The 12,826-nt window shown below is 74.6% G+C and carries 9 protein-coding genes and 1 riboswitch; of the genes, 4 read left to right on the plus strand and 5 right to left on the minus strand.

Annotated features, from left to right (window positions below; all coding sequences use genetic code 11):
- Positions 1-9 precede the first annotated feature (9 nt).
- A complete protein-coding gene (locus tag ACZ4WQ_RS32575) occupies positions 10-768 on the plus strand; it encodes a cobalt-precorrin-6A reductase (protein WP_398373567.1) in 759 nt (252 codons plus the stop codon).
- A 48-nt stretch (positions 769-816) separates the two neighbouring features.
- On the opposite strand, the gene ACZ4WQ_RS32580 is transcribed toward ACZ4WQ_RS32575, so the two are convergent.
- Genes ACZ4WQ_RS32580 through ACZ4WQ_RS32590 form a run of 3 tightly spaced genes read right to left on the minus strand, consistent with a single transcriptional unit; the run spans position 817 to position 4,573 of the window.
- On the minus strand, positions 817-2,313 hold the full coding sequence (locus tag ACZ4WQ_RS32580) for a precorrin-2 C(20)-methyltransferase (RefSeq protein ID WP_311729035.1): 1,497 nt from the start codon (positions 2,311-2,313) through the stop codon (positions 817-819).
- A complete protein-coding gene (locus ACZ4WQ_RS32585; RefSeq protein WP_468022630.1) occupies positions 2,310-2,960 on the minus strand; it encodes a precorrin-8X methylmutase in 651 nt (216 codons plus the stop codon). The genes ACZ4WQ_RS32580 and ACZ4WQ_RS32585 overlap by 4 nt, the downstream gene beginning before the upstream one ends.
- Entirely contained in the window at positions 2,957-4,573 is a 1,617-nt protein-coding gene (locus ACZ4WQ_RS32590; protein WP_468022677.1) for a nitrite reductase, read from the minus strand. Before ACZ4WQ_RS32590 ends, ACZ4WQ_RS32585 begins: the two co-directional genes overlap by 4 nt.
- A 106-nt stretch (positions 4,574-4,679) precedes the next feature.
- Positions 4,680-4,760, plus strand: a riboswitch (cobalamin riboswitch).
- A 55-nt stretch (positions 4,761-4,815) separates the two neighbouring features.
- Between ACZ4WQ_RS32590 and cobN the strand changes: the two genes are divergently transcribed.
- Positions 4,816-8,454, plus strand: coding sequence for a cobaltochelatase subunit CobN (gene cobN, locus ACZ4WQ_RS32595; protein WP_468022631.1), 3,639 nt, complete (start codon positions 4,816-4,818; stop codon positions 8,452-8,454).
- Positions 8,451-8,906, plus strand: coding sequence for an NUDIX hydrolase (locus ACZ4WQ_RS32600; RefSeq protein ID WP_311729039.1), 456 nt, complete (start codon positions 8,451-8,453; stop codon positions 8,904-8,906). The genes cobN and ACZ4WQ_RS32600 overlap by 4 nt, the downstream gene beginning before the upstream one ends.
- Before the next feature lie 13 nt (positions 8,907-8,919).
- Here the strand turns inward: ACZ4WQ_RS32600 and ACZ4WQ_RS32605 are convergent, their stop codons facing one another.
- Positions 8,920-9,171: a hypothetical protein gene (locus ACZ4WQ_RS32605; protein ID WP_311729040.1), complete on the minus strand. Its 252-nt coding sequence runs from the start codon at positions 9,169-9,171 to the stop codon at positions 8,920-8,922.
- Between the two features lie 306 nt (positions 9,172-9,477).
- On the opposite strand from ACZ4WQ_RS32605, the gene ACZ4WQ_RS32610 reads away from it, so the two are divergent.
- Positions 9,478-11,322: an AfsR/SARP family transcriptional regulator gene (locus tag ACZ4WQ_RS32610; RefSeq protein ID WP_468022632.1), complete on the plus strand. Its 1,845-nt coding sequence runs from the start codon at positions 9,478-9,480 to the stop codon at positions 11,320-11,322.
- Positions 11,323-11,338: 16 nt separating this feature from the next.
- On the opposite strand, the gene ACZ4WQ_RS32615 is transcribed toward ACZ4WQ_RS32610, so the two are convergent.
- Positions 11,339-12,796, minus strand: coding sequence for a lipase maturation factor family protein (locus tag ACZ4WQ_RS32615; protein ID WP_398373573.1), 1,458 nt, complete (start codon positions 12,794-12,796; stop codon positions 11,339-11,341).
- Positions 12,797-12,826: the final 30 nt, after the last annotated feature.

Genomic DNA, 12,826 nt, shown 5'->3' on the forward strand with positions numbered 1-12,826 from the left:
AGGCCCCCGATGAACAGCGCGCCAGTGCGCCATGTGCTCATCCTCGGTGGCACCACCGAAGCGCGCCGACTGGCCGAGGAGCTCGCCGACGACCCCGCGCTGCGCGTCACCAGCTCGCTGGCCGGGCGTGTCGCCCAGCCACGGCTGCCCGCCGGGCAGGTGCGGATCGGCGGGTTCGGGGGGCCCGAGGGCATGGCTCGCTGGCTGCGCGAGCAGCACGTGGACGCGCTCATCGACGCCACCCATCCTTTCGCCGGCACGATCAGTCTCAACGCGGCCCGTGCGGCCGCCGACGTCCATGTTCCCCTGCTCGCCCTGCGCCGCCCCGGCTGGGTGCCGGGCCCGGGGGACCGCTGGCACTGGGCCGGGTCGCTGGACGAGGCGGCCCGGCTGCTGCCCGCCCTGGGGCGGCGGATCTTCCTCACCACCGGGCGGATGGGCCTGGCCGCGTTCGCCCAGCTCACCGAGCAGTGGTTCCTGGTGCGCTCCGTCGACGCGCCCGAGCCACCGGTTCCGCCGCGCATGGAAGTGCTCCTGGACCGCGGCCCGTTCACCCTGGAGAGGGAGGCGGAGCTGCTGCGCCGCCACCGCATCGACACCCTGGTCACCAAGGACAGCGGCGCCGGTGCCACCGCGGCCAAGCTCACCGCGGCGCGCGAGGCCGGGCTGCCGGTCGTCGTCGTACGGCGCCCCGCGGCCCCGGACGGCGTGTCCGTCGCGCCCGACCCGGCGGCCGCGCTGGCGTGGCTGCGCGCCACCCTGAGCTGACCGCCCGCCCGGCCGGAGGGTCGCCCGACCGGCGAGTCGCCCGGCGGGTCAGCGCTCCGGGTACCGGCGTGGCGTCCAGACGATCTCGGTGCCGTCGCCGCGCCGGGCCGTGCGGGTCTGGGAGGAGCCGACCAGCAGGATGGTGCGCATGTCGACCTGGGCGGGGTCGAGGTCGGCGAGTCCCACGATCCGTACCCGCTCCTCCGGGCCGCCCACGTCCCGGGCGACCACGACGGGCGTGTCGGGCGCGCGGTGTTCGAGCAGCAGCTCGCGTGCCTTGCCGACCTGCCAGATCCGGCTGCGCGAGCCGGGGTTGTACAGGGCGAGCACCAGGTCGGCGGCCGCGGCGGCGCGCAGCCGCTCGGCGATCACCTCCCAGGGCTTGAGCCGGTCGGACAGTGAGACCACCGCATAGTCGTGGCCGAGCGGGGCGCCCGCGCGGGCGGCGGCCGCGTGGGCCGCGGTCATGCCGGGCACCACCCGGACCGGCACCTCGCGGTACGGGTCCCCGGCCGCCGCCTCCAGCACGGCGGTGGCCATGGCGAAGACGCCCGGGTCTCCCGAGGAGACCACGGCGACCCGCCGCCCGCGCCGGGCCAGGTCGAGCGCGAACTCGGCCCGCTCGGCCTCCACCTTGTTGTCCGAGGCGTGCCGCCGCTGCCCCGGGCGCCGCGGCACCCGGTCCAGATAGGTGGTGTAGCCGACCAGGTCCTCGGCGGCGGCCAGTTCGCCGCGCGCCTCGGGGGTCAGCCACAGCGGGCCCGCCGGGCCGAGACCCACCACCACGACCTCGCCCGGGCGAGCCGGGGCCTGGGCCCCGATCCGGCTCGGCAGCAGTGCCACCGAGAAGTAGGGCACCGACTCGGGGTCCACCTCGGCCAGCGGCGCGGTGCGCTCCGCGTCCATCGTGGCCCGCTCCACGTACCGGGCCTCCGCCAGCCGCCCCGAGCGCTCCAGCGCCCGCCGCACCGCCGGGAAGGTCCGGCCGAGCTTCATCACCGCGGCCGCGTCGGTGGTGGCCAGACGCGCGGTCAGCTCCTCCTCCGGGAGGGTGCCGGGCAGGATCGTCAGCACCTCCTCGCCCTCCACCAGCGGCGCCCCGAGCCGGGCGGCGGCCGCGCTCACGGAGGTGACGCCGGGGACGACTTCGGTGGGGTAGCGGTCGGCCAGGCGCTTGTGCATGTGCATATACGAGCCGTAGAAGAGCGGATCGCCCTCGGCGAGCACCGCGACCGTTCGCCCCGCGTCCAGGTGGGCGGCCAGCCGGGCCGCGGCGTCCGCGTAGAACTCCTCCATCGCGCCGCGGTAGCCGCCGGGGTGGTCGGTGGTCTCGGTGGTGACCGGGTAGACCAGGCGCTCCTCGATGTGGTCGGGGCGCAGATGGCGCTCGGCGATGGAGCGCGCGATGCTGCGGCCGTGCCGGGCGCTGTGGTACGCGACGACATCGGCCTCGGCGATGACCTCCACGGCCCGCACCGTCATCAGCGAGGGGTCGCCGGGGCCGAGACCCACGCCGTACAGCCGGCCGGTCTGGTGCTCGCTCACTCTTCCTCGCTCGCAATCGCGTTGACCGCGGCCGCGGCGATGGCGCTGCCGCCGCGTCGGCCGCGCACCACCAGGTGGTCCAGCGCGGCCGGGTGCCCGGCCAGCGCATCCTTGGACTCGGCCGCGCCGATGAAGCCGACCGGCACGCCGATGACGGCGGCCGGGCGGGGCGCGCCGGCCCCACCCTCTTCGATGATCTCGAGCAGCCGGAACAGCGCGGTGGGCGCGTTGCCGATGGCCACGACCGCGCCCTCCAGCCGGTCGCGCCACAGCTCCAGCGCGGCGGCGCTGCGCGTGGTGCCCATGCGCCGGGCCAGTTCGGGCACCGCGGGGTCGGACAGGGTGCACAGCACCTCGTTGTCCGCGGGCAGCCGCTTGCGGGTCACGCCGCTGGCCACCATGTGCGCGTCGCAGAGCACGGGCGCCCCGGTGCGCAGCGCGGCGCGGGCGCGGGCGACCACCTGGGGGGTGTACGCGAGGTCCTGGACGAGGTCGACCATGCCGCAGGCGTGGATCATCCGTACCGCGACCTGGCTGACGTCGGAGGGAAGGCCGCCCAGGTCCGCCTCGGCGCGGATGGTGGCAAAGGAGGCGCGGTATATGGCCGCGCCGTCCTTCTCGTAGTCGAACACTGTGCCCTCGATCATGTCGCTCCACGGGCCGACGCCACGGCGCCGGCCAATTGGTCTGCTGTCACGTCCACGCCGGGCGTGGACCCTCCGGGGTCTCGCGCGGCGACCCGGTAGCCGTCGCCCGTCGCCAGCACGTCGACCCATCGGCCGCCGGGGTGGCCGCAGCGCCGCTCGCAGCCGGAGAAGTACACGGGCGGACGGCCCGGCGGCGGGTCCGGGCGGCCGTCGCCGGACGCGGCGCCCGCCACCGCGCCCGCCACCGCGCGCGCCGCGTCGGCGCGCACATCGGCCAGGGACTTGGCGCAGCCGGGCCGCCCGGTGCACGCGGCGATCCCGAGCCACGGGGAGTGCGGCGTGGCCACCAGCCCGGCGTCGGCGAGTTCCCGCAGCGCGGCCCGTGCCTCGTCAGGGGAGAAGCCGGGCAGCACCACGCCGCGCCAGGGTGTCACACGCAGCTCGCCCGAGCCGCCCCGGGAGGCGAGCCCGGCCAGCAGCCGCCACTGCGTGGCGGAGAGCCGCCCCAGCGGGACGGCGACGGACACCGCGCACCGCCCGTCAGGCCCGACGACGAGCCCGACGGCGGGTGTGGGGTCGGCGGCGGGTGTGCCCGCTGTGGTGGTCGGGGACTGGGGGCCGAGGGGTTTGGCCTGGATCCCCGCTGCGGCGAGTCGCCCGGCCAACCGGTCGGCCGTCACGGCGTGTCGCGCCGGCAGCTCGCGGACGCGCCAGGCCCGTGTGCCGCTCGCGCGCACCGCGTCGAGAAACGCCACGGCTGCCAGCGCGGCCGCGCGCGGCGCGTCCTCGGCGCGCACCAGGAGTTCGGCGCCCGAGGGGCCGTCACCGAGCCCGGGGGGACCCGGCGGCCGCGCCCTGCTCGGCGTGTCGTCGCCCGCTGCCCGCCCGGCCCGGCGCGCCGCGACGCCCGGCGCGCCGGAGTGGTCCGGCGCGCCGGAGTGGTCCGTCGCGTCAGGGCGGTCCGTCGCGTCGGGGGAGTCGGCGGCGTTCGGTGCGGTGGAATCCGCGCGCGCGAGTCCGTGACCCCCGGCGGAGCCGAGCCGCAGCACCGCCTCGCCGTCCGGAGTTGCGATCAATGTCACATCCGCGCCCAGCGCCGACACATCGCCGCGCCCGTCGTCGAGAGCGAACAGGAACCGGCCCGACAGCCCCGCCAGTTCGGCGAATCCGGACCCCGCGGGCACCTCGTCGCACAGCAGCGCGTCCAGCGCCCTCGCCCACGCCGGGGCATCCGCGTGCCCGGCCCCGTCCAGCCCGGACAGCGGGGACGCCACGATGTTGCGCACCCGGTCGTGGCGGTCCGACGGGAGCAGCCCGGCCGCCCGCAGCCGGGCCGCGAGGCCGGCCTCGCACCCCGCGTCGAGTCCGCGCAGCTGGAGATTGCCCCGGGAGGTGAGGTCCAGTCGGCCGTCTCCCAACTCCTCGGCCACGCCTGCCAGCACCAGGGCCTGACGTGCCGTCAGCAGCCCGCCCGGCACCCGCACCCGGGCCAGCGCGCCGTCGTCCGCCGAGTGCAGCCGCAGCGCGCCGGGACACGCGTCGTCGCGCCCGCGCACGGGGGTTTCATCCCCTGGTGGGGCGGTTGTCGGGGGGAGGGACATGGCGGCGAGCATACCGACGATCCGCTTCGCCTCACCGCCCCGTGGCAGGTCGAGAAGCCCTACTATGCTCACCGGCGGGTCGGTCCCGGCCCGCCACTGCACAAGACGGCACAAGGGTAGGAAGCCGGTGGAAATCCGGCGCGGTCCCGCCACTGTGAGCGCGGCAGCCGGTACGCGGCGGCCGGGCGAGCCAGGAACTCCCGCCGTCTTCGAACCCGCCCGGGGCGCGGACCCCGAGGAAGGCCTGCCGTCGCATGATCCTGCTGCTGTCGACGTCCGACACCGACCTGCTCAGCGCCCGCTCGGCACCGACCCCGGTGCCCTACCGGCTCGCCAATCCCGCCCGGCTCCCGCTGGACGACCTCCCCGCGCTCCTCGACGGCGTCGAACTCGTCGTCGTACGGCTGCTCGGCGGGGTGCGCGCCTGGCAGGAGGGGCTCGACACGCTGCTCGCCGGGGACCGCCCGGTCGTTGTCCTGACCGGAGAACAGGCCCCGGACGCCCAGCTCATGGAGGCCTCCACGGTCCCGGTCGGGATCGCCGCCGAGGCCCACGCCTACCTCGCGCACGGCGGGCCCGGGAACCTAGGTCAGCTGGCCCGCTTCCTGTCCGACACCGTCCTGCTCACCGGCCACGGCTTCGAGCCGCCCGCCCCCGCGCCCTCCTGGGGCGCGCTGGAGCGCACCGCGCGCGAGGGTGTCACCGGCCCGCGGGTCGCGGTGCTCTACTACCGCGCCCACCACATGAGCGGCAACACCGCCTTCGTCGAGGAGCTCTGCCGGGCCGTCGAGGACGCCGGGGCCCGCCCGCTCCCGCTGTACGTCGCCTCCCTGCGCGCGCCCGAGCCCGAGCTGCTGGAGGCCCTCGCCGGGGCCGACGCGGTGGTCACCACCGTGCTGGCCGCGGGCGGCACCCGGCCCGCCGAGGCGTCGGCCGGCGGCGACGACGAGGCCTGGGACGCGGGGGCGCTGGCCGCGCTGGACGTCCCGGTGCTCCAGGCGCTGTGCCTGACCGGCCCGCGCGCCGCCTGGGAGGAGAACGACGAGGGCCTCTCGCCCCTGGACGCGGCCACCCAGGTCGCCGTCCCGGAGTTCGACGGACGGCTGATCACCGTGCCGTTCTCCTTCAAGGAGACCGACCGGGACGGCCTGCCCGTCTACGTCGCCGACCCCGAGCGCGCCGCGCGTGTCGCCGGGATCGCGGTACGACACGCCCGGCTGCGCCACATACCCGCGGGTGACAAGCGCCTCGCGCTCGTCCTCTCCGCCTACCCCACCAAGCACTCCCGCATCGGCAACGCGGTCGGCCTGGACACCCCCGCCAGCGCCGTCGCCCTGCTGCGCCGACTGCGCGCCGAGGGCTTCGACCTCGGCCCCGAGGACGGGCCCGACGCGCTGCCCGGCCTCGCCTCGGGCGACGGCGACGAGCTGATCCGCGCCCTGATCGAGGTGGGCGGCCACGACCAGGACTGGCTCACCGAGGAGCAGTTGGCCCGCAACCCGGTCCGGATCCCCGCCGCCGACTACCGCCGCTGGTACGCCCGGCTGCCGCAGGAGCTGCGCGAGGCGGTGGAGGAGCACTGGGGGCCGCCGCCGGGCGAGATGTTCGTCGACACCAGCCGCGACCCGGAGGGCGAGATCGTGCTGGCCGCGCTGCGCCGCGGCAACCTCCTCGTCGTCATCCAGCCGCCGCGCGGCTTCGGCGAGAACCCGATCGCCATCTACCACGACCCCGATCTGCCGCCCTCCCACCACTACCTGGCCGCCTACCGCTGGATCGCCACCCCCCGGGCCGACGGCGGCTTCGGCGCCGACGCCATGGTGCACCTGGGCAAGCACGGCAACCTGGAGTGGCTGCCCGGCAAGAACGCGGGCCTGTCCGCCGCCTGCGGCCCCGACGCCGCGCTGGGCGATCTGCCGCTGATCTACCCGTTCCTGGTCAACGACCCCGGCGAGGGCACCCAGGCCAAGCGCCGCGCCCACGCCACCCTCGTCGACCACCTCGTGCCGCCCATGGCCCGCGCCGACTCCTACGGAGACATCGCGCGCCTGGAGCAGCTGCTGGACGAGTACGCCGCCATCTCCGCGATGGACCCGGCCAAACTCCCCGCCATCCGGGCCCAGATCTGGACCCTCATCCAGGCCGCCCGGCTCGACCACGACCTCGGCCTGGAGCAGCGGCCGGAGGACGACGGCTTCGACGACTTCCTGCTGCACGTGGACGGCTGGCTGTGCGAGGTCAAGGACGCCCAGATCCGCGACGGACTGCATGTCCTGGGCGCCGCCCCCTCCGGCCCCGAGCGCGTCAACCTCGTCCTGGCCATTCTGCGCGCCCGGCAGATCTGGGGCGGCACCACGGCGCTGCCCGGGCTGCGCGAGGCACTGGGCCTCGACGAGTCGGCCGCCGGCCGCACCGACACCGACGAGGCGGAGGACAGGGCCCGCGCCCTCGTCCAGGCCATGGAGGACGCCGACTGGGCCCCGGAGGCCACCGAGAAGGCGTGCCTGGGCCTGCCCGACGCGCAGCGGGACGCGGTCGCCGCGATCCTCGACTTCGCCGCCCGGGAGGTCGTGCCGCGGCTGGCCGCCACCACCGACGAGATCGACCACGCGGTGCACGCGCTGAACGGCGGCTTCGTGCCCGCGGGCCCCTCCGGCTCACCGCTGCGCGGCCTGGTCAACGTCCTGCCGACCGGCCGTAACTTCTACTCCGTCGACCCCAAGGCCGTGCCCAGCCGGCTGGCCTGGGAGACCGGCCAGGCGCTCGCCGACTCGCTGCTGGAGCGCTACCGCCGCGACAACGACGGCGCGTGGCCGCGCTCCGTCGGCCTGTCGCTGTGGGGCACCAGCGCGATGCGCACCTCGGGCGACGACGTGGCCGAGGCGCTCGCGCTGCTGGGCGTCCGCCCGGTGTGGGACGACGCCTCACGACGTGTCACCGGACTCGAACCCGTCCCCCTCGACCAGTTGGGCCGCCCCAGGGTCGATGTCACGCTGCGCATCAGCGGCTTCTTCCGTGACGCCTTCCCGCACGTCGTGGCGCTGCTCGACGACGCCGTACGCCTCGCCGCCTCCCTCGACGAGCCCGAGGGCGACAACTACATCCGTGCCCACGCCAAGGCCGACCTCGCCGAACACGGCGACGAACGCCGCGCCACCACCCGTATCTTCGGCTCCCGCCCCGGCACCTACGGCGCGGGCCTGCTCCAGCTCATCGACAGCCGCGACTGGCGCACCGACGCCGACCTCGCCGAGGTGTACACGGTCTGGGGCGGCTACGCCTACGGCCGCGGGCTGGAGGGCCGCCCGGCCCGCGCGGAGATGGAGAGCGCCTACCGACGGATCGCGGTCGCGGCCAAGAACACCGACACCCGCGAACACGACATCGCCGACTCGGACGACTACTTCCAGTACCACGGCGGCATGGTCGCCACGGTGCGCGCGCTCAAGGGCACCGCCCCGGCCGCGTACATCGGCGACTCCACCCGCCCCGAGACGGTCCGCACCCGCACCCTGCACGAGGAGACCTCCCGGGTCTTCCGCGCCCGCGTGGTCAACCCGCGCTGGATCGAGGCGATGCGCCGCCACGGCTACAAGGGCGCCTTCGAACTCGCCGCGACCGTCGACTACCTCTTCGGCTACGACGCCACCACCGGCGTGGTCGCCGACTGGATGTACGACAAGCTCGCCCAGAGCTACCTCCTGGACCCCGAGAACCGCTCCTTCCTCCAGGAGGCCAACCCGTGGGCGCTGCACGGGATGGCCGAGCGCCTGCTGGAGGCGGAGAGCCGCGGCCTGTGGGAGCAGCCCGACCCCGAGATCCTGGCGGCGGTTCGGGAGCTGTATCTGGAGACCGAGGGCGGCCTGGAGGGCGGGGAGGACGAGGCCGAGTGACCAACGGGGGGAGTGGGACGGCGCCGCTGGAGTCGGTGGCCTGGGTCTGTGTACGCGACGGGCGGCTGCTTGCGGTGCGCACCCGCGGCCGCGACGCGTTCTACCTGCCCGGCGGCAAGCTCGAACCGGGGGAGGACGGGCCGCGGGCGCTGGCCCGGGAACTCGCCGAGGAACTCGGCCTGATCGCCGTGCCCGCGACCACGGCCGGGCCGGCCATGCCGGCCATGTCAGCCATGTCGGAGGTCTACGTCATCGAGGACGAGGCGCACGGCCAGGGCGGCCGACGGCTGCGGATGACCTGCTACACGGGCGAGGCGCAGGGCGAGCCGACACCGGGCCGTGAGATCGCGGAGCTGGCCTGGCTGACGGCGCAGGAGGCGGATCGCTGCGCCCCCGCGCTGCGTCAGGTGCTGCGCCGGTTGGTGGCGGAGGGCCGCGTCCGCCACCGGTGACGCGGCCCGCGCGTCAGGGGTGCTTGAGGGACACCGGGGAGGTGGCGGGGCGGGAGGCGGAGCGGACCCGCTCGGGCCAGGCCGGGCAGTTCACCAGCTCGGCCCACTCCCGGTCGTAGCGCCCCGGCACCGCCCGTCCCGCGGAGGCCCAGCGCTCGACCAGTGCGGCGTAGATGGGCACACAGGTGCTCTGGTGGAGCGTTTCGCCGCCCGCGGTGCTCCGGTCCAGCGCTCTGCTCGGCTGTGAGAGAGAACGGCGTCGCATCGTCGTCGTCATGTCAGGCCAACGCGCCGCGCCCGGCGCGGTCACCCGCTTTCCGTGGAGCTCACCCGGACCGGGGCGGTCTCGCACATCTCATCGAGCGACTCGAACTCGAAAACCGGGGAAATCGATTCGGAGATATGCGCGTCGAACTGGTCCGCGATCGCGTATCACCAGGCACGGGCACGATTGAGACGAATAAAGGTGACGATCTACTGATCGCGCAGGCCGCAGGTATGCTCGGCTGCGACCTGAATACGGGGGCACGGTCAGGGCCTTGTGAGACCACCATGAACCGGGGGTTCGCGAATGAGGTTTCAGGTTCTGGGCAACTTCGAAGTCCTGGCCGACGCCCGTGTCCTGACGCCGACCGCTCCCAAGCTCCGCCGGGCCCTGGCCCTGCTGATACTGCGGCACAACGAGGTCGTGCCCACCAAGGCCCTCATCGGCGAACTCTGGGGAAGCAGCCCCCCGGACAAAGCCCTGCGCGCCGTACACACCTATATCTATGAACTCCGCCGCGGCCTGGCCCGCCCCGATGACGGCGGACAGCCTTTTCTCCAGACCCGGCCGAGCGGCTATGTCGTCCGTGTTCCGGAAAGCGCGATCGACCTCACTTCGTTTCGCGTCCTGGTCGAAGAGGGCAGGGAGGCGCGCGCCGCGGGGGACCCGGGACAGGTCAGGGTTCTGCTGAACCGGGCCCTGGGGCTGTGGCAGGGCAGCGCCCTGGCCAATGTGGACCGCGGCCCACTGCTCGAAGCGCACGCGACCGAGCTGGAGGAGAGCCGGCTGCGCGCCCTGGAGATGCGCATCGACGCCGATTTCCGGCTCGGCCGGCACCATGAACTCACCGGAGAACTCAAGGTCCTCGCCGCCTCCGGGCCCCTCCACGAAGGCCTCCACGCCAAACTGATGCTCGCGCTCTACCGTTCGGGGCGGCGCGGCGAGGCGCTCAAGGTCTTCCACGACCTGCGCCGCCAGCTGATCGACGAGCTGGGCCTGGAGCCGGGCCCCGAGATCCAGCGGCTCCAGCGCTCCATGCTCGTGGGGGACCCGTCGCTCGATCCGCCGCCTGCCCCGCTGCCGCCGCCGCGCCGCGCCCATCCCCCGCCCGCCCAGCTTCCCCGGGACACCGTCGACTTCACCGGGCGGCAGGCCGAACTCGACGAGGCGGGCCACCTGCTGGCGGCCCACGGCGACGGCACCGGCCTGCCCGTGGTGTCCCTGGTCGGTATGGCGGGCGTCGGCAAGACGGCCACCGCCATCCACCTCGCCCACGCGGTCCGCTCCCGCTACCCCGACGGACAGCTGTACGTCCCGCTGGGCGGATCGCAGCCCGTCCCGGCCACCGCGGCGGAGGGGATGGAGCACATCCTGCGGGCGATCGGCGTGGCGCCACGCGACATCCCGGCCACGCCGACCGGGCGGACCGCGCTGTTCCGCACCTGGAGCTCCGACCGCCGGGTGCTGCTGGTGCTGGACGACGCCGACTCGCCCCAGCAGGTCGAACCGCTGCTCCCGGGCGGCACCGGCTGCGCCGTGCTGATCACCAGCCGCTCCCTGCTGTACGGGCTGCGCGGGGCGCGGACCGTGGCGCTGGGCTGTCTGTCCACCGCGGAGGGCGAGCGGCTGCTCACCCGGCTGATCGGGCGCGAGCGCACGGACGCCGAGCCCCAGGCCGTCGCGGAGGTGGTGCGGGTCGTGGACGGGCTGCCGCTGGCCATCACCTTCCTCGGCGAGCGGCTGACGGCGATGCGGTCGGTCAGCGTCGCCCACGTGCTGGCGAAGATACGATCCGCCAAGGGGCAGCACCGGCTCTCCGAGTTCTCGGCGCTGGGCCTCGACCTCTACGACCGGCTGGACAGCTGCTTCCGCAAGCTCGACGGGGACGCCCAGGCGGCCTTTCTGCGGCTGGCCGTGATCCCGCGCCCGCTGTTCACCGCCGGGGAGGGAGCGCGGGCGCTGGGCACGGACACCACCACGGCCGATGTGGTGCTGATGCGGCTGGTCGACGCCTCGCTGGTGGAGGTCGCGGGGGAGCGGGCGGCGGGCCGGCGGCAGTACCGCTTCCGGGAACTGGTCCGCGCCTACGCGCTGGAGCGCATGGTGGCCGGTCGCGCGGTGCCCGCGGTGCGCCACTTCATGGGCTTCTGACGCCCAAGGCCCGGGCTCAGCGGCCCTCCCCACCCGGTCGGCCGCCCGGCCGGTCGAGGGTGACCGGCGGCATGAAGTCGCGGATCAGTGTGCGGTGCCACCACGCCCCCGTGGTCCGCAACTCGCTCCAGGTCGTGAAGCGGTAGAGAAACAGACGCGCGCGGATGTGCGTGGGCGGCGCGTCGGGGAAGGGGCACACCCGCAGCAGCCTGAGCGTCCTCCGGTCGCCCTCCAGCAACTTGGTGACCAGCGGGCCGAACCAGGACCGGGCGTAGCCGGGCGAGATCCCGGCGAACCACATCATCCAGTCGAGCCGCAGATGGTACGGGGCGAACTGGCGCGGCATCCGGCGCACATCGCCCGGCTTGCCCCGGAACTCGTACTCCTTCCACACCGCGTCCGGCGTGGGCACCGGCGCGTCGGTGCCCTCGATCACCACCTCGAACCGGGCGCGGTTGACGCTGCCGAAGGCCCCGTAGGTGTTGACCAGGTGGAGCGGATTGAAGGAGTAGTTCATCAGCTGCCGGCCCGACACCAGGTTGCGGGCGGGCCAGTAGCTGAGCACCACCACCAGGGCGGTGGCGGCCAGCACCAGGGTCTCGAACCACACCGGGGTAGCGGCGAGCGGCGGCGGCTCGGGCAGCCCCAGCGCCCGGGCGGCGCGCCGCCCGTCGACCGCGGCGAGGGCCAGCAGGATGGTCAGCCAGTTGAGCCAGGAGAAGTTGCCGGACGCCACCAGCCACAGCTGGGTGACCACGATCACGCCCCCGGCCACGCTCGCCACCGGCTGCGGCGTGAACAGCGCGAGCGGCACAAGGAGCTGGGCGACGTGGTTGGCCGCCACCTCGATCCGGTGCACGGGCTTCGGCAGCCGGTGGAAGAACCAGCTCAGCGGGCCAGGCATGGGCTGTGTCTCGTGGTGGAAGTACAGACAGGTCAGCTGCCGCCAGCAGCGGTCGCCCCGGATCTTGATCAGCCCGGCGCCGAACTCGACCCGGAACACCAGCCAGCGCAGCAGCCACAGCACCAGGACGGGCGGCGCGGTGTCGGCGTTGCCGAGGAAGACGGCCAGGAAGCCGGTCTCCAGCAGCAGCGACTCCCAGCCGAAGCCGTACCACACCTGCCCGACATTGACGATCGACAGATACAGCAGCCACAGCACCAGCCACATCAGCATCGCGGCCCACAGCGGCACCCGGTCCGCGGCCCCCGCCGCCACCGCGGCGGCCAGCGCCGCTCCCAGCCAGGTACAGCCGGTGAAGAAGCGGTCCGAGAAGTGGAGCTGGAAGAGGCTGGGGGAGCGCCCGAACGGCATCCGCGCGACGAACCACGGCACCGGCGTCAGCCCCCGCTCGCCGATCAGGGCCCGCCCCTGGTTCGCCGCGACCAGGAAGGCGACCACATAGACGGCCGCCAGCCCCCGTTGGAAGACCAGCCGGCTCAGCCAGTAGTCGGATGAGGTGAACCACTCCATGCGGAACCGCTCCCTGGGCTCGTCAGTGCC

The organism is Streptomyces sp. NPDC028305, from assembly GCF_055569495.1.